General features: G+C 60.6%; 18 protein-coding genes. 4 read left to right on the top strand and 14 right to left on the bottom strand.

What is annotated here, in order from left to right; translation table 11 throughout:
- Positions 1-23 precede the first annotated feature (23 nt).
- The 9 genes from B0E33_RS15360 to B0E33_RS15320 form a co-directional block, all read right to left on the bottom strand.
- Positions 24-1,127, bottom strand: coding sequence for a cis-3-hydroxy-L-proline dehydratase (locus B0E33_RS15360; RefSeq protein ID WP_077291676.1), 1,104 nt, complete (start codon positions 1,125-1,127; stop codon positions 24-26).
- A gap of 22 nt (positions 1,128-1,149) precedes the next feature.
- Positions 1,150-2,400 (bottom strand): NAD(P)/FAD-dependent oxidoreductase, encoded by a 1,251-nt coding sequence (locus B0E33_RS15355; RefSeq protein WP_077291675.1) that lies wholly within the window; start codon positions 2,398-2,400, stop codon positions 1,150-1,152.
- A gap of 76 nt (positions 2,401-2,476) precedes the next feature.
- Positions 2,477-3,907: an aldehyde dehydrogenase family protein gene (locus B0E33_RS15350; protein WP_077291674.1), complete on the bottom strand. Its 1,431-nt coding sequence runs from the start codon at positions 3,905-3,907 to the stop codon at positions 2,477-2,479.
- A gap of 19 nt (positions 3,908-3,926) precedes the next feature.
- Positions 3,927-4,859: a 4-hydroxyproline epimerase gene (locus tag B0E33_RS15345; RefSeq protein ID WP_077291673.1), complete on the bottom strand. Its 933-nt coding sequence runs from the start codon at positions 4,857-4,859 to the stop codon at positions 3,927-3,929.
- Positions 4,850-5,809, bottom strand: coding sequence for a dihydrodipicolinate synthase family protein (locus B0E33_RS15340; protein WP_077293349.1), 960 nt, complete (start codon positions 5,807-5,809; stop codon positions 4,850-4,852). Before B0E33_RS15340 ends, B0E33_RS15345 begins: the two co-directional genes overlap by 10 nt.
- A gap of 92 nt (positions 5,810-5,901) precedes the next feature.
- A complete protein-coding gene (locus B0E33_RS15335; protein WP_023000139.1) occupies positions 5,902-6,624 on the bottom strand; it encodes an amino acid ABC transporter ATP-binding protein in 723 nt (240 codons plus the stop codon).
- A complete protein-coding gene (locus tag B0E33_RS15330) occupies positions 6,621-7,283 on the bottom strand; it encodes an amino acid ABC transporter permease (protein ID WP_023000138.1) in 663 nt (220 codons plus the stop codon). Before B0E33_RS15330 ends, B0E33_RS15335 begins: the two co-directional genes overlap by 4 nt.
- A 9-nt stretch (positions 7,284-7,292) precedes the next feature.
- Positions 7,293-7,955 (bottom strand): amino acid ABC transporter permease, encoded by a 663-nt coding sequence (locus tag B0E33_RS15325; protein ID WP_055661559.1) that lies wholly within the window; start codon positions 7,953-7,955, stop codon positions 7,293-7,295.
- Positions 7,956-8,282: 327 nt separating this feature from the next.
- A complete protein-coding gene (locus tag B0E33_RS15320) occupies positions 8,283-9,083 on the bottom strand; it encodes a transporter substrate-binding domain-containing protein (RefSeq protein ID WP_077291672.1) in 801 nt (266 codons plus the stop codon).
- A gap of 394 nt (positions 9,084-9,477) precedes the next feature.
- On the opposite strand from B0E33_RS15320, the gene B0E33_RS15315 reads away from it, so the two are divergent.
- Positions 9,478-10,137 (top strand): GntR family transcriptional regulator, encoded by a 660-nt coding sequence (locus B0E33_RS15315; protein WP_023000135.1) that lies wholly within the window; start codon positions 9,478-9,480, stop codon positions 10,135-10,137.
- Positions 10,138-10,154: 17 nt separating this feature from the next.
- On the opposite strand, the gene B0E33_RS15310 is transcribed toward B0E33_RS15315, so the two are convergent.
- From B0E33_RS15310 to B0E33_RS15295, 4 genes are all read right to left on the bottom strand, one after another.
- Complete coding sequence (locus B0E33_RS15310; RefSeq protein ID WP_077291671.1) at positions 10,155-10,481, bottom strand: hypothetical protein; 327 nt, start codon at positions 10,479-10,481, stop codon at positions 10,155-10,157.
- A gap of 32 nt (positions 10,482-10,513) precedes the next feature.
- Positions 10,514-11,194 (bottom strand): L,D-transpeptidase, encoded by a 681-nt coding sequence (locus tag B0E33_RS15305; protein ID WP_055661555.1) that lies wholly within the window; start codon positions 11,192-11,194, stop codon positions 10,514-10,516.
- Positions 11,191-12,138 (bottom strand): ABC transporter substrate-binding protein, encoded by a 948-nt coding sequence (locus B0E33_RS15300; RefSeq protein ID WP_228148018.1) that lies wholly within the window; start codon positions 12,136-12,138, stop codon positions 11,191-11,193. Before B0E33_RS15300 ends, B0E33_RS15305 begins: the two co-directional genes overlap by 4 nt.
- A 161-nt stretch (positions 12,139-12,299) precedes the next feature.
- The gene (locus B0E33_RS15295) at positions 12,300-13,664 is read right to left on the bottom strand and encodes an MBL fold metallo-hydrolase (RefSeq protein WP_206051370.1); all 1,365 of its coding nucleotides are present in this window, start codon (positions 13,662-13,664) and stop codon (positions 12,300-12,302) included.
- Between the two features lie 390 nt (positions 13,665-14,054).
- Here B0E33_RS15295 and B0E33_RS15290 point away from each other — a divergent pair, with 390 nt between their 5' ends.
- Positions 14,055-15,197, top strand: coding sequence for a patatin-like phospholipase family protein (locus B0E33_RS15290; RefSeq protein WP_077291669.1), 1,143 nt, complete (start codon positions 14,055-14,057; stop codon positions 15,195-15,197).
- 18 nt (positions 15,198-15,215) lie between these two features.
- On the opposite strand, the gene B0E33_RS15285 is transcribed toward B0E33_RS15290, so the two are convergent.
- Complete coding sequence (locus B0E33_RS15285; protein ID WP_077291668.1) at positions 15,216-15,902, bottom strand: TetR/AcrR family transcriptional regulator; 687 nt, start codon at positions 15,900-15,902, stop codon at positions 15,216-15,218.
- Between the two features lie 127 nt (positions 15,903-16,029).
- On the opposite strand from B0E33_RS15285, the gene B0E33_RS15280 reads away from it, so the two are divergent.
- The gene (locus tag B0E33_RS15280) at positions 16,030-17,274 is read left to right on the top strand and encodes an efflux RND transporter periplasmic adaptor subunit (RefSeq protein ID WP_208997636.1); all 1,245 of its coding nucleotides are present in this window, start codon (positions 16,030-16,032) and stop codon (positions 17,272-17,274) included.
- Positions 17,274-20,411, top strand: coding sequence for an efflux RND transporter permease subunit (locus B0E33_RS15275; RefSeq protein ID WP_062486849.1), 3,138 nt, complete (start codon positions 17,274-17,276; stop codon positions 20,409-20,411). The genes B0E33_RS15280 and B0E33_RS15275 overlap by 1 nt, the downstream gene beginning before the upstream one ends.
- The last annotated feature ends 8 nt before the right edge of the window (positions 20,412-20,419 follow it).

Below are 20,419 nucleotides of genomic sequence, written 5' to 3'. Positions count from 1 at the left end.
CTCTGCCCTTGAGGTCAGCCGGTTCAGGAATAGCGAGCGACAGGTTCGCCCAAAGCATCGAAGATCGGCGTGATGCCGAGGCCCGGCAGCTCGGAAGCCGTCATGCGGCCATTGACACGCTTGGGTGCGCCTTTCGCGATATCAACCGTGCCATAGCTGTTGAAGTCCGTTGCCGAGAAGGTGAAATCCGATGGGGTCGAGCGCGCCAGATGGGCGATCGCCGCCGTAACGATGTCCCCGCCCCAGGTGTCTTCGATCGTCATCGGAATACCGTGGGCAATGCAGAGATCACGCATCAGCTTGGCCTTGGTCAGGCCACCGACCTTCGAGATCTTCAGGTTGATGCAATCCATCGCGTCTTCGGCAATGCCGCGCACCAGCGTGTTCGGCCCGTCGATCACCTCGTCCAGAACGAAGGGCAGCGCCGTCCGGCGGCGAATGGAGACGCTTTCCTCATATGTGAGGCAGGGTTGCTCGATATAGACATCAAGCGAAGACACTGCCCCGACGACGCGTGCGGCTTCATGCCGGGTCCAGCCGGTGTTGGCGTCGGCCACCAGCAGATCCGATTTCTTCAAAACTTCGCGGGTGGCGTGGATGCGGTCGATATCGTCATTGGCATCGCCGCCGACCTTCAGCTGAAACTTGGTATAGCCTTCGGCCGCATAACCTTCGATCTTCTTTGCCATGATCTCCGGCGCTTCCTGGCTGATCGCCCGGTAAAGCACCACGTCGTCCTGGGCTGCACCGCCAAGCAACGTATAAAGCGGCTGGCCCGTCGCTTTGCCCAGCAGGTCCCAGCAGGCGATGTCGATCGGCGCCTTGGCATAGGGATGACCGCGCAGCGCAGCATCCATCACCCGGTTGATTTCACCGATATTGAGCGGATCCTTTCCGATCAGGTGGGGCGCCAGTTCCTGAAGTCCTGACCGCACCCCAAGGGCATAACTCGGCAGATAGGCAGACCCGAGCGGGCAGCATTCGGCATAGCCCTTGAGGCCTTCGTCAGTCTCGATCTCGACAACGGTGCTGTCGAAGACTTCCACGAAATTGCCGTTAGACCAGCTGTAACGCCCTTCTTTCAGGGGAAGGTCGACCTGAAAGACGTTGATGGCCGTAATTTTCATGAAGTTCCTCCTCTAAAAGAGTTTAGAAGCGCCGCGCGGAAAAGGCGGCTATATCGACGGGGTTTTGTGTGTCGGATACGAGATTGGCGACCAGTTCCGCCGTCCCCGCGGACTGCGTCAGGCCGAGGTGACCATGCCCGAAGGCATAGACGACCCGGCGGTCACCGGGTGAGCGGTCGATGACGGGCAGGCTGTCGGGCATGGAGGGCCTGAAGCCCATCCATTTCTTGCCGCCGTCCGTTTTCAAGGCAGGCAGGAACCGCCTGGCCTTGTCCAGCAGGATGTCGGCGCGCTTGAAATTCGGCGGAAGCGTCAGCCCACCCAATTCGACGGCCCCTCCGACACGGACGCCGCCATTGATCTTGGTAACGACGAAGCCGTGACCGGAAAAGGTCAGGTGGGTTTTCAGGTCAAAGGAGCCTTCCGGCAGTGTCGTATTGTAGCCGCGTTCGGTCTCAAGAGGGATGCGGTCGCCGATCGTCTTTGCAAGGTGGTGCGACCAGGCACCTGCGGCCACGACGACCTGTTTCGCCATCCAGGCCTTATCGGAAGCGTCGATCTGAACACTGTCTTCACTTGGCTTCAGACCTGATACGTCAGCGCTTTCGATCCGTCCGCCCCGCTGCAGGAAGACAGACGTCAGATGCGCCAGCCAGCGGGCGGGATCACAAGTGTTGGTCCAGTCCGGCGTGAAGGCGGCATGAGTGAAGCGACAGTCAAGACCCGGCTGAATGGCGGCGATAGCTTCCGGGCTTTCTAGTAGCTCGAAGCGGATGCCATGTTGCTTGCGCAGCTCCCAGCCGGGCAGGCTGGCACGGAATTCCGCTTCGCCTTCATAAAGCTGCAGCTGCCCTTCGGCCTGGATCAGGGAGGCTGCTCCGGTGTCCGAAACCTGCCGGGCAAGCGCCTCCTGCGCCAGCTTCATCAAGGCGGCCTGTGCCGACATCGACGCCTGGTAGCGATCCGGCCAGCTTGCCCGCCAGAACCGCAGCATCCAGGGTGCGATCTTGAGGGCATAGGCGGGCGGAACGGAGAGCGGACCCAGCGGATCGAGCAACCATTTCGGTGCCTTGCGCATGATGCCGGGCGTTGCCAGCGGAACGATATCGGTAAAGGCGAAAGCTCCGGCGTTCATCTCCGATGCGCGTGCCGTTTCCGCCTGCCGATCCAGCACAAGCACCTGCCGCCCCCTTGCCTGCAGGGCAAGCGCGGAACTGATGCCGATGATGCCGGCGCCGATCACGATGATATCCTGGACGGTCTCGTCCGCCATTTTCAAAGTCTTTCAAAAAGGCCTGCGAGGCAGGGCGAAGTGCCCCGCAGGCAGTTTGCTGCCTGTTGGCCACACTTTAGGGGAGCGTGTAGGCAGTCTTGACCGAAGTGTAGAATTCAGCGGCGTAACGGCCTTGCTCGCGCGAGCCGAAGCTGGATCCTTTGGTGCCGCCAAAAGGCACGTGATAATCGACACCTGCCGTCGGCAGATTGACCATCACCATGCCGGCCTCGGCATTGGCCTTGAAGTGGCTGGCATGTTTCAGCGACGTGGTACAGATACCAGCGCTCAACCCGAATTCCGTATCGTTGGCGACAGCCAGCGCTTCCTCGTAATCCTTCACGCGAATAACGGATGCGACCGGGCCGAAGACCTCTTCGGTGTTGATCCGCATGGCGTTGTCGGTTTCGCTCACCAGGGCCGGCGCCATGTAGAAACCTTCCGTGTTGCGGTTGAGCCGTTTCCCGCCCTGAACCTTGCCGCCTTCCTTTGCCGCGATATCGACATAGGAAAGGTTCTGCTGCAGTTGCCGCTCATCGACCACCGGCCCCATCTGCACGCCATCTTCCAGAGCATTGCCGACCTTCAGCGCCTGCATGCGCTCGGCAAGGGCTTCGACGAACCGGTCGTGAATGCCCTCGGTCACGACCAGCCGCGAGCTTGCCGTGCAGCGCTGACCGGTCGAGAAGAAGGCACCGTTGAGCGAAGCTTCGACGGCGATGGCAAGGTCGGCATCGTCCAGAACCACCATTGGGTTCTTGCCGCCCATTTCCAGCTGCACCTTCTTCAGGTGCTGACCACAGGCCGCCGCGATTCCCCGCCCCGTCGGCACCGAGCCGGTAAAGGAAATCGCCTTCACCTTCGCACTTTCCACCAGGCGCGGACCAATCTGCGAGCCACGTCCCATCACGAGGTTGACCACGCCTTCCGGCAAGCCGGACCGGGACAGGATCTCGATGAGCGCATGCGCGCAACCCGGCACCAGCTCAGCCGGTTTCAAGATGACTGCGTTGCCGTAGCAAAGTGCCGGAGCGATCTTCCAGGCAGGGATCGCAATCGGGAAGTTCCAAGGTGTAATCAGCCCGACAACCCCGATCGGAAACCGGGTGACGTCAACTTCGATACCGGGCCTGACGGATGCCAGTCTGTCGCCAGCGAGGCGCAATGCTTCGCCGGCAAAAAATTTGAAAATCTGCCCGGCGCGCGCCACCTCGCCAATACCTTCCGGCAATGTCTTGCCTTCCTCACGCGAAAGCAGACGGCCTAATTCGGCCTTGCGAGCCAGAAGTTCCGTCCCGACGAAATCCAGCACATCAAAACGCTGCTGCGGCGTCGACGCCGCCCAGCCGGGAGCTGCCTGATGCGCTGCATCGATGGCCTGGTCCAGCTGATCGACACCGGCCTTCGCCGCGTAGCCGAGGATATCGCTGATATCGGACGGGTTGACGTTGGGCGTGCTGTCGGTTGTTTCGAGCCACTGCCCGCCGACAAAATTCCTGTAATCCATAACTTGGCTTATCCGGGGCTTAAAGGCGTATCCCTGCGCGGTAGGGGTCCGCCGGATTGAAAATCAGGTTGGCATCGGACGTGACGAAGGCCTGTCCGGTGATCGTCGGAATAACGCCGCCACCCGGGCCGGGCTGGTAGCTGATCTTGTAGGTGCTGCCGATGACGCTTTCCTGCAGATAGTCCTCACCCGGTGCCAGCGCACCATCGGCGGCAAGGCAGGCCAGCTTGGCCGAACAGCCTGTTCCGCAGGGCGAGCGGTCATAGGCACCACCCGGGCACAGCACGAAGTTGCGGCTTTGCGCGGACGGGTCTTCGGCCGGCCCGAACAGCTCGATATGGTCGATCCAGGCACCGTCCTTACCGGTAACACCGGCCTTTTCCAGCGCATCGCGGATCTTCAGCGTGAGGTCGGTCAGCGGGCGGATATTGGCACCCGTCAGGGCAACCGGGCTGTTCTTGACCAGGAAGAACCAGTTGCCGCCCCAGGCAACATCACCGGTGACCGGACCAATGCCTTCGACCTCGACCGTGACATCCTTCGCCAGCCGGTAGCTTTCGATGTTGACCACCGACACCGTGTTGGCGTCGATCAGATCGATCTCGACCACGCCCACCGGCGTTTCGAACTTGTGCCGCCCCGGCCCGATCCGGCCGAGATGCGCCAGGGTGACACCAAGGCCGATGGTGGCGTGGCCGCACATGCCAAGGTTCTGCAGGTTGTTGAAGTAGATCAAGCCGGCAACACAATCCGGATCGGACGGCGGCACCAGCAGCGCACCGATAATGGCATCGTGACCACGCGGTTCCAGAACGACGGAAGCGCAGAAATCGAGATGCTCGGCTTCCAGCCGGGCGGCGCGTTCCGCCAGTGTCCCCGATCCGAGATCGGGGCCACCATCGAGCACGACGCGGGTCGGTTCACCCGCGGTATGGCTGTCGATTACGCGCATTCGGCGATCACGCCGCCCTGCGTGCTCCAGTCGGCGTACCAGGTCTTGAACAGCTTGTACTGCGCTTCGACATAGTTGCGCTGCGCATCGTTGAGGGCATCGGTCTCGTTGAAGTGCAGCGTGTATTCGGTGTCGCCGTTCAACACCATCAGGTGCTTGTAGTAGAGCACCAGGTCCGGGCCTTCATCGAAACTGGACAGAACAGCCAGCGCCTCTTCCAGTTCCTTTGCCCGCAGGCGCGCTTCCGCATGGCCTTCTGCGGCCTTCTTGCAAAGCGCCACCAGATGCAGGACTTCCTTGGGTATGGCATTGCCGATACCGGTAATCGCGCCGATCGCTCCACAGTTGATGAAGCCGTGATAGACGGCGGTGTCGACACCGACCATCAGCGTCACCTGGTCGTCCTGCGAAGTGATGTTTTCAGCCGCATAGCGCAGGTCCGCAAAGCCGCCGAATTCCTTGAAGCCGATCAGGTTCGGGAATTCCCGGCGCAGGTCGAAGAACAGGTCGGCGCGGGTGGCGAAACCGTAATAGGGGCTGTTGTAGATCACCGCCGGCAGGTTCGGAGCCGCTTTCAGGATATCGCTGAAATGGTTGCGCTGCGCCGACACGGAGATGCCGCGAGACAGAACGCGCGGGATGACCATGAGACCATGCGCGCCAACCTTTGCCGCATGGGCGGCATGGGCAACGGCGGATTTGGTGTTAACCGCACCGGTTCCAACGACCACCGGTACACCCGCCTTCACCAGACGCTCGACGCCTTCCATGCGCTGCTCGTCCGTCAGGAGAGGCCAGTCGCCCATGGAGCCGCAATAGACGACGGCGGACATGCCGGCTTCGATCAGTTCCTTACCCTTCTTCACGAGGGCATCGAAATCGGGCGAACGGTCGGCCTTGCACGGGGTCATCAGGGCAGGCATGCAGCCGGAAAAGATATTGGACGTCATCATTCACTCCTGGATGGGTCGGGCCTGTCGGTTGGCTCCCACGTGCGAAGCACGGGCCTTGAGGCCTGACGGTAAGGTCTAGTTGCGCCGGGTCAGCGCACGTTAGCAAGAAATTTTCGGGTGTTCTCGGATTCAGGCTGACCGAAGATCTGGGCCGGCGGGCCGATCTCCTCCATTACGCCCTTGTGGAAGAAGGCGACCCGGTCGGAGACGTCCCGGGCAAAGCCCATTTCGTGGGTAACGCAGATCATCGTCATGCCTTCCTCGGCCAGCAGGCGCATCGTATCCAGCACTTCGCCGACCAGCTCCGGATCGAGAGCGGATGTCGCCTCGTCGAAGAGCATGTAGGTTGGCTCCATGGCCAGTGCCCGCGCAATCGCGAGACGTTGCTGCTGCCCGCCCGACAGATTGTTCGGATACACTTTCAGCTTGTCCGCAAGTCCGACATGGCGAAGCTGCTTTTCCGCAATCGCCTCGGCTTCCGCTTTCGATTTGCCTTTCACGATCCTCGGCGCCAGCGCAACATTTTCCAACGCGGTCAGATGCGGAAAGCTGTTCCATTGCTGGAACACCATGCCGAGCTTCTGGCGCAGCTTGTTGATGTCCGTCGCCTTGGCGTGAACGTCGGTGCCGTCGACCACCACCGATCCCTTCTGGATCGGCTCCAGGCCGTTGATGCAATAGAGCAGTGTCGACTTGCCCGACCCGGACGCGCCGATGACGGAAAGCACTTCGCCCTTTTCGACATCGAGGTCGATGCCCTTGAGCACCTGAAGAGCGCCGAAATATTTCTCAAGGCCGCGTATCTCGATCATTGGGCCCACCTTTTTTCCAGTTTTGCGGCATAGCGCGAGATCGGGAAGGACAGCGCGAAGTAGAACGCGCCGGCGAGGGAGAGGATCAGGAAGGGTTCCTGTGTCCGCGTGATCAGGATCTGGCTGGCCTTGAGCAGCTCGACATAGCCGAGGACGGACACCAGCGCGGAATCCTTCATGACGCCGAGCGCAACACCGACCCAGGCCGGAAAGACGGCCCGCCCGCCGATGGGCAACACCACGTAGCGCATGTCCTGCCAGTAGCTGAGCCCCAGCGAACGCGCCGCCCGGCGCATCGGCTTGCCGACAGCCTCGATGCCGCCGCGGGCAACGTTGGCTACCAGAGAAGCGGTGTAGGCGGTCAGGATCACCACGCCCGACGCAAACGGATCGAAATCCAGACCGACGATGGGCGCAAAATTGTAGAACAGCACAAGCTGGATAATCAGCGGCACGGAGCGGAACACATCCAGCACCGGCCCCAGCAGCAGCGTCGCCGCCAGCCGGCCCTCGTAAAGCATCCAGCCGAACAGACCGCCGAGCACGGTCCCGATGGTGATCGAGACAGCCGAGATCCAGAGGGTCCGGAGTGCAGCTTCACCGAGGAACCAGAAATCGTGAATGTTGAAGCCTGAAAAGAAGCTGATGGATTCTTTCATGTCAGCCCCTCAGTACCGGAACAGGCGCATGGCAAGGAGCCGGGACGCCGCCAGGATGAATTTGACGATCACGTAGTAGATGACGGCCGTGACTGCGAAATATTCGAAGATGCGGAAGGTGCGGCTGGCGAAAAACTGGGTCTCGCCTGACAGTTCGCGGAACCCGACCAGCATGCCGAGTGAAGACATCAATACCGCCCAGACCATCTGGTTGGTGACCGGGTGATAGACGATGCGAAAAACCTGCGGGATGACGATGCGGGTATAGGCCTGCCAGGAGGTCATTCCCAACGACCGTGCCGCCCGCAGCTGCGTCTCGGGCACAGCCTGAAAGCCGCCGCGAAAATTCTCCGCCAGATAGCCGGCACAGTTGAAGCTTAGCCCGGCAAGCACGATGAAAAACGGTGTCAGGTGAATGCCGAAGGCGCCGAGCCCGAAGCCGAAGAAGAACAGCTGGAACAGCGCAGGCGTATTGCGCGCCAGTTCCACCCACGTTGTCGCGAGCCAGTAGAGTGGCCCCTTCAGCTTCAGCCGGATCAGCGCCAGCGCAAGACCGACCACGATGCCGATCACCATCGACAGGGTCGCGACTTCAAGCGTCAGCAACCCGGCCTCCAGCAGATCGGGCAGGCTTTTCAGCACCGGCCGCCAATGGAAATTATAGTCGAACATTTGTTACGAATTGCTCCGGCTATCCCGCCTTATCGGGGCAAGGCATACGCATTCGTGAGATCCCGTCAGCCAAGAGCACTGCCGAGGTTGGTATTCCGGGTGTCACCCCGGACAAGCGCAGCGCGGATCCGGGGCCTACTCTTGGTGAAACTTGGTGAAGCCGCGGATCTCTTCACCGAGGATCAGCACACGCTTCAAACTTTCCCGGGTGGGAGTGAGCCCCGGGTCTCCCTTTCGGTCGCCCGGGGTGACACTGTAATTGTCGCAAGGTGCAGGTGACCCCGCTCTCATCCGAGGAGGATAGGATCACCCGTCAAGGCTTCACCCTCAGTACATCACGCCCGGGATACGCAGTTCCGGAGCTTCGCCACCGACATATTTGCCCCACAGCTCGGCATAGCGGCCGGAGCGGACCTGGTGGGTAACGAAGAGGTTGAGGAAGTTCAGCCAGGTCACGTCTTCGCGCTTGGCGACAACGGAAGTGTAGTCCGTGGTCCAAGGCATGCGCGGGCCGGGCTCCAGCGTTTCATACTGGTCGGTGACCGGCTTGACGGCGGTGTTGGTGGTCAGGCCGATATCGGCCTTGCCCTGGGCAACAGCAAGAAACACTTCGTTTTCGGATTGATAGCCCTGGTAGAGATGCTCTTCGCCCCATTCGGCCGCGATCTTGAGCCATTCCTGCTCCGGCACGGTACCGATAGCAGCAGCAACGCGCTTGCCGCGGATATCTTCAAAAGCGCTGATCCCGCTTTCCGTGTTGACGACGCCCTGCGCGTAATAGATCGCGTAGGGAATGGTGAAACCAACGGTACGGGCACGGGCGAGACTGTCGGAAGTTGCGCCGAACACCACATCCGCGCGGCCGGTCACGATCACCGGCAGGCGCTCGGCCCAGGTTACCGGATAGATGATCGGCTCGACTTCAAGCGCTGCGGCGAGGTCATTGCAATATTCCACGTCGAAACCGGCCGGCTCGTTGTTCTCGTCCCGATAGCCGATCGGCGGAAAGTCCAGCACGACGCCGCATTTCAGCTGACCGCGATCGATAACATCGTCCAGCGTGTCGGCTTTGACCGGCAGCGCGGCGGCGAATGAAAGGGCTGCGGCAGCCACAAATTTCCTGATCATGAGTTCCCCTCTTCCTTCTGAAGCATTCTGGCCCCGGTGCTTGCACGCTCCGGGTCTTTTCTTGCCCGGTCGGCGGGTTTCCCGCTCGATCCGGACGAGGTCTTTGCCCGACAGCCTCCCGAGCTGTCGGGGTATTCCGGCTAAGCCGCCGGACGGCAGATGCGCCTCCCGTCGGTCTTCGCTCATCGTGCGCCGAGCCTTCCAGCCTTCGGTGCACCGCACCCGGACCTCGCAGCGCCAGCTGTTCCATCAACTGCTGCCTGCTGCGTTCCCTTGGGCCCGAGATTGATAAACCAGATTGGATCCAATATTCAATATAAAATATTCGAAATCATTTTCGCTTCACCAATCAAGGGCGATCCCGTAAAAGGTGGCCTTAGGGAGAATTGGTCCTATGAAACTGAAAACGATGGATATTTCCGCGACTGCTTCGGCATCGTCGATTGTGTTCGACGCGCTGCGGAAAGCCATTATCGAGGGCCAGCTTGAAGAAGGCGAACCTCTCCGCCAGGACGAAATCGCCCGCCTGTTCAACACCAGCCGCATTCCGGTACGCGAAGCGATCTCCCGCCTGGAGGAACAGGGCCTCGTCAAGACCCAGCGCTACAAGGGGGCTGTCGTCGCCGGTCTGTCACCCAGGGAAACGGCGGAAATCTTTGACCTGCGCGCGCTGGTCGAACCGGAAATCATCCGCAACGCCGTTCCGCTGATGTCCAAGGAATTGCTGGCAGACGCAAGGCAAAAATGCGCGGCGTTCTCCTCGGCCACCGATCCGATGGCCTATGGCGACCTCAACCGCGATTTTCACGAAACGCTCTACAGCGCCAGCGATCTGAAGTTCTTTCAGGAGATTGCCGACAACGCCATCGACCGGGTGGAACGGCAGATCCGGGCCCAGCTGGTCATGTCCAACGGCATGGAACGGGCGGGACGCGAACATTTCGCCATCCTGGAAGCCTGCGAAAAAGGCGACGCGGACCTCGCCTCCAACCTCACCCGGGAACACATCCACGGGGCCAAGGCTTCACTCTTGAAGCATCTGCCGGAGGCTTGAAGCCGCCCGGCTCTTCCTTAAACGCGATTGATCGACTGAACGGTACCGGCTTCGTCAATGACGCAAACCGCCTGCCCGCCATCGAAGGTCAGGTTGACCTGATAGGCGTTTTCGCCCGAAGGCATGGAGCTGACGGGCAGAACATTGCCGCCGGTAACCTGCAGCTCTTCTGCGGCCTTCGAGGCACAAAGCAATTGCAGGTCGGTTGGTGCGGTTTCGCCGGACGAACGCACGGCACCGGCCGTCGGTGTCTGGTTGGAGCTGGTGTTGCAGCCCGCGACGACGGAAAGACAAAGACCGGCAGCCAGTCCCGCAGCAAGCCTGTTCGATACCCTGATTTTCATTTCAAGTTTCTCCCACCCTTCACCGACAGGTCTCAGACGCCCTTGTAAAGGGCAGCCCCCTGCATCAGCACAATCACCTTCGCGCCAACTTCGACGCGGCTGTAGAGATCCGCGACATCTTCATTGTTCAGGCGAATACAGCCCGATGAGATATTGAGACCGATCGTCCAGGGCTGGTTGGTGCCATGGATGCGGTAGATGGAATCCTTGTTGCCGATATAAAGATACATCGCACGGGCGCCGAGCGGATTGTCGGGCCCGCCTGGCATGCCGCCCGCCCACTGGGCAGATTCAGGATCACGGGCAATCATTTCCGGTGGCGGTGTCCAGGTCGGCCATTCCTGCATGCGGCCGATCTTGACGATGCCGGCCCAGCCGAAGCCGTCGCGGCCCACGCCAATCCCGTATCGGATCGCCTGAAAGTTGGGCTGAACTAGGTAAAGGAAGTGCCTGTCTCCATCGATGATGATGGTACCGGGCTTTTCAGCCGTTCGGAACGGAACCACCTGCCGCCGGAATTCCTCAGGCGACTGGCCATGCCGGTTATAGAACTTCGCCGCTGCGCGCGGGGTGTAGTCCACCCATTTGCGTGTCGTCGGATCGTAGATCTGCGTCTGGAAGGATTGCGCCAGTGCCACGCCGGCAAAGGCCAGCACCGCAATGGCAGGCACCCAGTTCAAGACAGTGCGAAATGCGCTCGGCAGCTTGATCATTTGGTCCACTCCCCGATCCTGTCCGCATTCGCGGCAATCCAGTCCCTTGCAACATCTTCTGCCGGTTTGCCCTCGACAACGACGGCATAGCTCATCCCGGTCACATCAGCCGGTGTCAGTTCCATGGCTGACAGGAACGAGGCCACTTCGGGCATGCCGCTTTCAAGGGAAGTCGCAAACGCAATCTTGAAACTGGACGCGTCCCAGGCGGTGTCGGCGTGTGACTTTTCCAGCCAGTCGTTGTCCTGGGCGCGGGTGACGATTGTCCAGCGTGCCGGGTCGTACGCTGGCTCTTCCAGCTTCACGATGTCATGAAGTTCAAAAACATGGTGCGGTCCGTAGCAATAGAAGACCACGGGCTTGCCGAAGGACACGGCCGCATCAACGGCGGCCATGGCGACATCTTCCGGCATTTCCAGCAGCGTCATTGTCTGGTCGTAGCCGTAGGAATGCGCCCTGATCTTTTCGATCTCCGTTGACGACCAGCTCGGGGCGCCAATCCAGATCTCGCCCTTGCCATCGCCGTCACTGTCGAATTGCGCGGCCATCTCGGGCTTCACGAGGTCGGCGACCGCCTTGATGCCGGTTTGTTCAACCGTTGCGCGTGTCGCGCAGATATTCTGCGTCGCGGCGACGCTCTTGGGGCTGAGCGACAGAACATGCTTTTCCTCGCTCAACCGCCCAGCCATTGCAGACAGGTTGGGGAACCAGACTTCCGGATGTACCTGGACCTCGCCCCGGCCGATATCGGAGAGAATCGTCAGGGTGCCTCGATCACGCAGTTCCGTCTCTACACCGAGGCGCTCTTTGAGAATATCATCGATGATGTAGGCGGTGACCTGAGCCGAGGGCCAGGCGGGCACGCCGATCACAACGGCATCGGCCTTGGCAGACGTGACGGCGGCGACCGCCATGATCGAGGACATGAGAACAGAACGCCACACAGCCAGTACTCCCTACACACCTTGGCCCCTACCTTAAACACTGCGACAAATCTGACGCAACGGCAAATAGCAGAAACGATTATTTCCAGTGCCTCGCAGGTTCCGATACCGGCATTCATTCCTGCTGTACGGAAGCTGGGAAAAGGAGCGCTTGGCGATCTTTATTCCAGTTCAACGTCTTCCCGGTAGTCCGGCAGCCAGCACGGCCAATCCAGCTCGCTCTCGATCCTGTAGCGCAGGGCGTCGGCGGCATCCGGTTCGCCATGCGTGATGTAGGTCATCTTTGGCGGCCGCTCGAAGTTTCCCAGCCACCGCATGATTTCGTCCGCATCCGCATGCGCTGACAGCATGTGCAGGTTGCCGACCTCCGCCCGGATCGGCACGTCGGAGCCATGGATCCGGACACTTGCCGCACCGGACGTGATCGCCGCGCCTCTCGTTCCCCCAGCCTGAAAGCCCGCGAACAGGATCATGTTGCGATGGTCGGGCGCATAGTGTTTCAGGTGATGCAGCACCCGGCCGCCGGTCGCCATGCCGCTGGCAGAAACGATGACCTTGGGCATGCGGTTCCGGTCGAGATCCTTGGATTCCTCCACATCGGCCACATAATGCGCCGCCCCGTTGGACCAGTCGCATTCTTCCGCCGTCAACCGGTGGTCGTCCGGGTGTTTGCCATAGATGTTGGAGGCGCTGACGGCCATGGGACTGTCGAGAAAGATCGGCAGGTCGGGAATTCGGCCGTCTTCCTTCAGGCTCTGTATGTGGAACAGCAGTGATTGCGCCCGGCCGACCGCAAAGGAGGGGATGACAACGGTGCCACCGCGCCGTGCAGTCTTGGTGATGGCTTCGGCCAGGATGTCCTCGGCATCAAGGTTTTCGTGCCGGCGATTGCCATAGGTGGATTCGACCAGCAGGTAATCCGCCTCGCGGATCGGCGACGGATCGAACATCGTCGCATCACCGTAGCGCCCGAGGTCTCCGGAAAAGACGATCCTTGTGCCACCCCAGGTCAGCTCCACAATCGCCGCCCCCAGAATATGCCCGGCCTTGCGGAAGGTAACGCTGAAAGCGCCCAGCATTTCATGCACGTCATCGAAGTCCACTGGCCGAAACCGGTCCAGCGACACTTCCGCATCCTTTTTCGTGTAGAGCGGCAGGGCCGGACGGTGCTTCGAGAACCCGTGACGGTTGGCGAATTCCGCGTCCTTTTCCTGCAAGAACCCACTGTCCGGCAGGAGGATCGCGCACAGATCCCGCGTCGCCCTTGTGCAGACAACCGGCCCCTTGAAGCCGTTGCGAACCAGGAGAGGCAGATAGCCGGAGTGATCCAGATGGGCGTGTGTCAGGATGACCGCGTCGATCGTTTTCGGATCGACAGGCAAAGGCGCCCAGTTCTTGAGCCGCAATTGCTTGTAACCCTGGAACAGGCCGCAATCGACCAGCACACGCGTGCCGTCTTTCTCCAGCAGATATTTCGAACCTGTAACAGTGCCGACGCCTCCGAGAAAAGTCAGTTTCACGCTCATTGCGCTGCATCCTCCCGATCGTCTGCACAAAGTTTCAGCCAAAACGACATCACCTGCCCGCGCATTCCGGGAAGGTATCTGAATTCAGACATGGAATCAGGAACTTGCGCAAGTCTCCCTTTTGTCGCGCAGACTTCGAAACATCGCATCGCAGCAGTATTTTTCCCGCGGAAGGCTGCCGTTTCTCAGCGTAAAAGCCTGTCGCAACGCGTGCACGCATTGAAAGATGCTGCATTGCAGCATATCTTAGTCTTCCGATGCACCGGCAGGCCGTAAAATGGTTTACCGCCGAAATCCGCTCACCAGCGGCCGGGCACGAAACTCAAGCAAAAAATATCACGAGGAAACGTTTCGGGGCTGGACACTACTTCGTGGAAAGGAACCCGGACCTTGAAACATACTGTTTCACATAGCGCCAAAGGAGCGCGCAGGACACGTGTGAACCTGGCGCTCCAGGGTGGCGGTGCCCATGGCGCCTTCACCTGGGGCGTATTGGACCGTCTCCTGGAGGAAGAGACACTCGAGATCAACGCCCTTTCGGGCACATCCGCCGGCGCGATGAATGCGGCGGCTCTGCTGACCGGCCTTATGAAAGGCGGGCGCGAAGAAGCGCGAACGTCACTGGAGGGCTTCTGGAAAACGGTTTCCAAACGAAGCCGGTTTACCCCCTTCAACATGACGACATCGAGAGCTGTGCTCGGTGGATTGGGAATAGATTTCGAAAGCCTGCCGTTTCTCTTCGGCGCGGGAATGAACTTCCTGTCGCCCTACGATCTCAACCCGGCAGGCTTCAACCCTTTACGGGAAATCATAGACGAAACGATCGACATCGACGCCATTGCCCGCTCGGCCATACCGCTGCATGTGACTGCGACCCATGTCGGTTCGGGTGAAGCCCGCATCTTTTCCAACGGCGCCGTCAGTACCGATGTGCTTCTGGCATCCGCCTGTCTCCCGTCCCTCTTTCACGCGGTCGAAATCGACGGCGAGCATTACTGGGACGGCGGCTATACCGGCAACCCCAGCCTGATGCCTCTGGTTCTGGAGCCGGGTGATGCGGATCTGTTGCTGGTCCAGACGAGCCCCACCGAACGAGCTGCCCTGCCGCAGGATGCCCAGCAGATCGCCGCGCGCGAAAAGGAGATCTCCTTCAATGCGCCTTTGATCAAGGAACTGCGGTTGCTGGCGGAATTGCAACATCAAGCTGGCGCTGGCACACAGTCGCCCCGGCAAGGTTTCCTGCCGAGCCTGACAGGCCTCAACGCCAATCGTGCCGCGAGCCCGGCTTCCAATCCGGTCGCCAACCTGCGAATCCACCGGATTGCAGGTGCCGGCATGAATGGCCGCAGCGGTCAATCCAAACTCAACTCCACCTGGCCGTTCCTGGAGGAACTGCGCGAGGAAGGCCGCACTGCTGCCGATGAGTTTCTTGAAAAGAACCGTGCAGAACTTGGTCAGCGGTCGACGCTGGATCTCGGCCACTGGCTGCAAAGAGCCGATCCCGCCCCTCTTCGCAAGGCCAAGGCATCCTGATGCATCCCTCCTGAACGGTCAGCGTGGCAGCAGGCCGTTCAGGATGAGCTGGATCGTGTGATTGAGGTAGGTGCGAATATCCGACAGGCCCGTGATCATGTCGGGTGTCTTCGGGCGGAACAGCCGAGCCGCAATGAGGACATCCAGAAGATACTTTGCCGTGTCGCGCGAAGACTGGACCACGATCCGGCCTTTTGCGACCTCGTCCTCCACCCAGGCAGTCACCACATCATGCAGTTCGCTGCCGCAGTGTTTCCTCAAAAGCATGCCCAGCTCTTCGTTCGCGACCGCCTCCACATAGAACAGACGCATTTCGGCAGCCTGCTGATTGTGTTTTTCATCGCTCTGGTCAACCTTGAAGACCGCCCTCAGGGCTTCTTCAAGGGTTTCGGCCTTTCGGCCTGCCGGAACATCAAGAAGATTGGCACGGTGGCGTATCGCGAGTTCCGCGAAGAGCTCGATTTTCGAAGGAAACAGCTCGTAAAGCGTCCGCTTGGAAATCCCGGCATTCTTGGCGACCAGTGCCATGGTCGTGCCGTTGTAGGAATGTTTCTGGAACGTGCCGAAGGCGACCTCGACAACGCGCGCCTTCAGCGTCGCCTCGTCATGGACCTTCTGCCGTCCGCGTTGCCGCTGCTCGTTACAGTCATCAAGTCCGCCTGGACAGGAACCCGTTTGCACAATTTTTGTTCTTGAAGAGCTCATTTTGTCTCCTCCCCGTTACGAACTGATACCGAAAATCGATTGACGAGGGAACCTTGAAGAGAATAATGGTACCCGAGAGTTTTCTAATACTCCACAGCATTCGCTTCCAAAGAGGTTCCTCCCGGAAATGACGTGTACCCCTCTCGGTTCGAGCACTGCGTACCTGTGCTCTACGAAGAAGCCGTTCCGTGCTTTTCTCATCGCTTTCCTGATTTCCACCAGCCTGGGGTCCGGCATTGCTCAGGCCCAGCAGATGCGAGGCGCCGCACCCAAACCGGAAGTCGGCGTTGTCGAACTTGAGCCCGAGTCGGTCGCGATCACGGCCAAGCTTTCGGGCAGGATCGCAGCGTCCCTCGATGCGGAAGTCCGGCCCGAGGTCGGCGGCATCATCAAGGAACGCCTGTTCAAGGAAGGCACGGAGGTCACCGCCGGTGACGTGCTCTACCGGATCGAGGACGATCTCTACAAGGCAGCACACGACAGTGCCCAGGCTGCTCTCCAGAAAGCGGAAGCTGCCCTGCCGAGCGCCCAGACCAAGGTTGAGCGCTACGAGGAACTGATTACGCAGAACGCCGTCGCCAAGCAGGAGCTGGACGACGCCAAGGCGGCGCTCGCCCAGGCAAAGGCGGACATCGCCTCCGCAAAGGCCAGCGTGCAGACTGCGAGGATCAATCTCGACAACACCGTCATCAAGGCACCGATTTCGGGCCGCATCGAAGCCTCGACGCTGAACGTCGGCGCATTGGTGACCGCCAGCCAGTCGGCCCCGCTGACCATCATCCGTCAGCTTGACCCGATCAATGTCGACGTCACCCAGTCGAGCACCAACCTGCTGAAGCTGCGAAAGGCCGTGCGGGAAGGCCGGATCAAGTTGTCCGGTGACAACGTGCAGGTGCGCCTGCTGCTGGAAACCGGAGAGGAATACTCCGAAACCGGCAAGCTGGAATTTTCGGAAGCCCACGTTGACCCGACAACCGGCACCTACACGCTGCGCGCCGAATTCCCGAACCCCGATCGTTTGCTCCTGCCGGGCATGTACGTCCAGGCGATCGTCGAGGAGGGCATTGCACAGAACTCGTTCCTCGTGCCGCAGCGCGCCGTATCGCGCAACGCCAGGGGCGAACCGACGGCATTGTTCCTCGACCAGGACGGCAAGGTGGAAGAGCGCGTCCTGAGGGTCGAAGGCGACATCGGCAACAACTGGCTGGTCAACGAAGGTATCTCGGAGGGAGACCGGGTCATCGTTGAAGGCTCGCTGTTCGTGCGGGCCGGCCAGGAGGCAACAGGCACTCTGGTGACCATTGACGAAGCGACGGGGGAGGTGGAAAGCCGCGGTGAGGCGGTGTCGAACACAAGTGAGACTTCCAACTGATGTCAGCTTTCTTCATCGACAGGCCGATCTTTGCCTGGGTCATTGCCATTGTCACGATGCTGGCAGGCGCACTGGCCATCACGACGCTTTCCGTTTCGCAATATCCGCAAATTGCACCGACCACCGTCAACATCAGCGCCAATTATCCGGGCGCCGATGCGGCAACGGTCGAGAACTCGATTACCAAGGTGATCGAACAGGGCATGTCCGGGATCGATTACCTGGACTACATGACCGCGACGTCTTCGAACTCCGGTTCAGCCCAGATCTCGCTGACGTTCTCCTCCAAGGCGGATCCGGACGTTGCCCAGATGCAGGTGCAGAACAAGCTGCAGCTCGTTTCCAGCCAGCTGCCGCAGATCGTCCAGAACACCGGCATCACCGTCACCAAGTCGACTTCCGGCTTCCTGATGGTGCTCGGCTTCGTTTCGACGGACGGACGCCTGACCTCCACCGACATTGCCGACTATGTCGACAACACGCTCAACGACACGCTGAAACGCGTCGAGGGCGTCGGTGAAACCCGGCTGTTCGGCTCCGGCTATGCCATGCGCATCTGGCTCGACCCGACGAAACTACTGAAATACAACCTGATGCCGAGCGATGTCAGTTCCGCAATCCAGGCCCAGAACACCCAGGTTTCCGCCGGCCAGCTTGGCGGTCTGCCGCAGGCCGAGGGTCAGCAGCTCAACGCGACCATCACCGCCTCCAGCCGCCTGCAGACTGCACAGCAGTTCCGCGACATCATTCTGAAGAGCTCCGAAGACGGCTCTGTCGTTCGCCTCAACGATGTCGCCCGGGTGGAAGTTGCCAACGAAAGCTACAGCACCTCTGCCTTCTACAACGGCATGCCGGCGTCCGGCCTTGCGGTCTCGCTTGCGACCGGTGCAAACGCCATCGACACCGCCCAACGGGTACGCGACACCATCGACCGGCTCTCCTCGACGCTGCCTGCCGGGGTCGATGTGGTCTATCCCTATGACACCACCCCCTTCGTGAAGCTCTCCATCGAGAAGGTGGTCCACACACTGCTGGAAGCAGTCGTGCTGGTGTTCCTGGTGATGTATCTCTTCCTGCAGAACCTGCGCGCGACCATCATTCCGACACTTGCCGTGCCAGTGGTTCTGCTGGGCACCTTCGGGGTGCTTGCGCTGTTCGGCTATTCGATCAACACGCTAACGATGTTCGCCATGGTGCTCGCCATCGGGCTATTGGTGGATGACGCCATCGTCGTGGTGGAAAACGTCGAACGCGTGATGGCGGAGGAAGGTTTGCCACCACGCGAGGCAACCCGCAAATCCATGAACGAGATCACCGGCGCCTTGATCGGCATTGCGGTGGTGCTGTCCGCCGTCTTCGTGCCGATGGCGTTTTTCGGCGGCTCCGTCGGGATCATTTACCGCCAGTTCTCGATCACCATCGTTTCGGCCATGGTGCTGTCGGTATTCGTTGCGCTCATCCTGACGCCTGCGCTGTGCGCCACCATGCTGAAGCAGGGTGACCACGGCCACAAGCGTGGTCCCTTCGCCTGGTTCAACAGGGGTTTCGACGCAAGTGCAAACGGCTACAGGGCGGCAAATGGCGGCATCCTGAAACGCGGCAAGCGCTTCCTTGTGCTGTTCATCGCAATCGGCGTTGCCATGGGCTGGATGTTCAATCGCCTGCCAAGCTCCTTCCTGCCGCAGGAAGACCAGGGCATTCTGATTGCCATGGTCAACCTGCCCGTTGGCGCGACCCAGGGCCGGACACTGACCGTGCTCGACAAGGTACGCACCCACTTCATGGAGAACGAGCCGGATGCGGTCGACAGCGTCTTCACCGTCGCCGGCTTCGGTTTCGGCGGCCAGGGACAGAATGTCGGCCTCGCCTTCATCCGCATGAAGGACTTCACCGAGCGCGAAGACCCGCGACTTGCCGCTCAGGCAGTTGCAGGCCGTGCCATGGGAGCCTTCTCGCAGTTCAAGGACGCTCGTGTGTTCGCCCTTGCCCCGCCTGCCATTCAGGGTATGGGCAACACCAACGGCTTTTCGTTCTATCTGCAGGACATCAATGGCGCTGGTCATGACCGGCTGATGGAGGTTCGCAACCAGTTGCTGGGCATGGCGGCACAATCCGGCAAACTGGCGGCGACACGGCCCAACGGCCAGGAAGACCAGCCGCAGTTCAAGGTCGACATCGACACGCAGAAAGCGCGCCTGCTCGACCTCGGCATCCCGGACATCAACGACACCCTGTCGATTGCCTGGGGGTCCGACTACGTCAACGACTTCATGGACCGTGGCCGCATCAAGCCGGTCTATGTGCAGGCCGATGCCCCGTTCCGCATGCAGCCATCCGATCTGGATCTGTGGCACGTGCGCAATTCCAATGGCGACATGGTGCCCTTCAGCGCTTTCGCCTCATCGCGCTGGACCTATGGTTCCCCGCGGCTCGAGCGCTTCAACGGCGCGTCGGCTGTGGAACTGCAGGGCCAGGCGGCTCCCGGCATCAGCTCGGGTGACGCGATGGCGGAAATCGATGCGCTCGTGGCCCAGCTTCCGGCAGGCTTCGTTCATGAATGGACCGGCCTTTCCTATCAGGAACGGCTTTCGGGCGATCAGGCCGCATCGCTTTATGCGATCTCGATCCTGATCGTGTTCCTGTGCCTTGCCGCCCTTTATGAAAGCTGGTCGATCCCTTTCGCGGTGATGCTGTCGGTCCCGATCGGCGTCTTCGGCGCCCTGGCGGCGGCCCTGATTTTCGGGCAAACCAACGACGTCTACTTCAAGGTCGGCCTGCTGACGACCATCGGCTTGGCGGCGAAAAATGCCATCCTGATCGTGGAGTTCGCCATCGAACAACAACGCCAGGGCAAGGACCTGCTGCAGGCGACACTGGACGCCGCTCGCCAGCGGCTTCGGCCGATCCTGATGACGTCCTTCGCCTTCATCCTGGGTGTGACGCCACTGGCGATTGCCACCGGGGCAGGTTCGGGTGCGCAGAACTCCATCGGCATCGGCGTCATGGGCGGCATGATCGCCTCCACCGTGCTCGGCATCTTCTTCGTGCCGCTTCTGTTCGTCACCGTGCGGCGCATCTTCAGTCGCAAGCAGACCAACGAAGCAGCCCCCGACACTTCAGGCAGCAAAGCCCATTGAGAGAGTTT

It is taken from the genome of Roseibium algicola (assembly GCF_001999245.1).
GTDB lineage: Bacteria > Pseudomonadota > Alphaproteobacteria > Rhizobiales > Stappiaceae > Roseibium > Roseibium algicola.
The sequence above is the reverse complement of the archived record's forward strand: the minus strand, read 5'-3'. Positions and strand labels throughout refer to the sequence as shown.

Bases quoted from the DNA above. Each gene is read 5' to 3' on its own strand.
- B0E33_RS15360 (WP_077291676.1), bottom strand. From the start codon at position 1,127: ATGAAAATTACGGCCATCAACGTCTTTCAGGTCGACCTTCCCCTGAAA.
- B0E33_RS15355 (WP_077291675.1), bottom strand. From the start codon at position 2,400: ATGGCGGACGAGACCGTCCAGGATATCATCGTGATCGGCGCCGGCATC.
- B0E33_RS15350 (WP_077291674.1), bottom strand. From the start codon at position 3,907: ATGGATTACAGGAATTTTGTCGGCGGGCAGTGGCTCGAAACAACCGAC.
- B0E33_RS15345 (WP_077291673.1), bottom strand. From the start codon at position 4,859: ATGCGCGTAATCGACAGCCATACCGCGGGTGAACCGACCCGCGTCGTG.
- B0E33_RS15340 (WP_077293349.1), bottom strand. From the start codon at position 5,809: ATGACGTCCAATATCTTTTCCGGCTGCATGCCTGCCCTGATGACCCCG.
- B0E33_RS15335 (WP_023000139.1), bottom strand. From the start codon at position 6,624: ATGATCGAGATACGCGGCCTTGAGAAATATTTCGGCGCTCTTCAGGTG.
- B0E33_RS15330 (WP_023000138.1), bottom strand. From the start codon at position 7,283: ATGAAAGAATCCATCAGCTTCTTTTCAGGCTTCAACATTCACGATTTC.
- B0E33_RS15325 (WP_055661559.1), bottom strand. From the start codon at position 7,955: ATGTTCGACTATAATTTCCATTGGCGGCCGGTGCTGAAAAGCCTGCCC.
- B0E33_RS15320 (WP_077291672.1), bottom strand. From the start codon at position 9,083: ATGATCAGGAAATTTGTGGCTGCCGCAGCCCTTTCATTCGCCGCCGCG.
- B0E33_RS15315 (WP_023000135.1), top strand. From the start codon at position 9,478: ATGAAACTGAAAACGATGGATATTTCCGCGACTGCTTCGGCATCGTCG.
- B0E33_RS15310 (WP_077291671.1), bottom strand. From the start codon at position 10,481: ATGAAAATCAGGGTATCGAACAGGCTTGCTGCGGGACTGGCTGCCGGT.
- B0E33_RS15305 (WP_055661555.1), bottom strand. From the start codon at position 11,194: ATGATCAAGCTGCCGAGCGCATTTCGCACTGTCTTGAACTGGGTGCCT.
- B0E33_RS15295 (WP_206051370.1), bottom strand. From the start codon at position 13,664: ATGAGCGTGAAACTGACTTTTCTCGGAGGCGTCGGCACTGTTACAGGT.
- B0E33_RS15285 (WP_077291668.1), bottom strand. From the start codon at position 15,902: ATGAGCTCTTCAAGAACAAAAATTGTGCAAACGGGTTCCTGTCCAGGC.
- B0E33_RS15280 (WP_208997636.1), top strand. From the start codon at position 16,030: ATGACGTGTACCCCTCTCGGTTCGAGCACTGCGTACCTGTGCTCTACG.
- B0E33_RS15275 (WP_062486849.1), top strand. From the start codon at position 17,274: ATGTCAGCTTTCTTCATCGACAGGCCGATCTTTGCCTGGGTCATTGCC.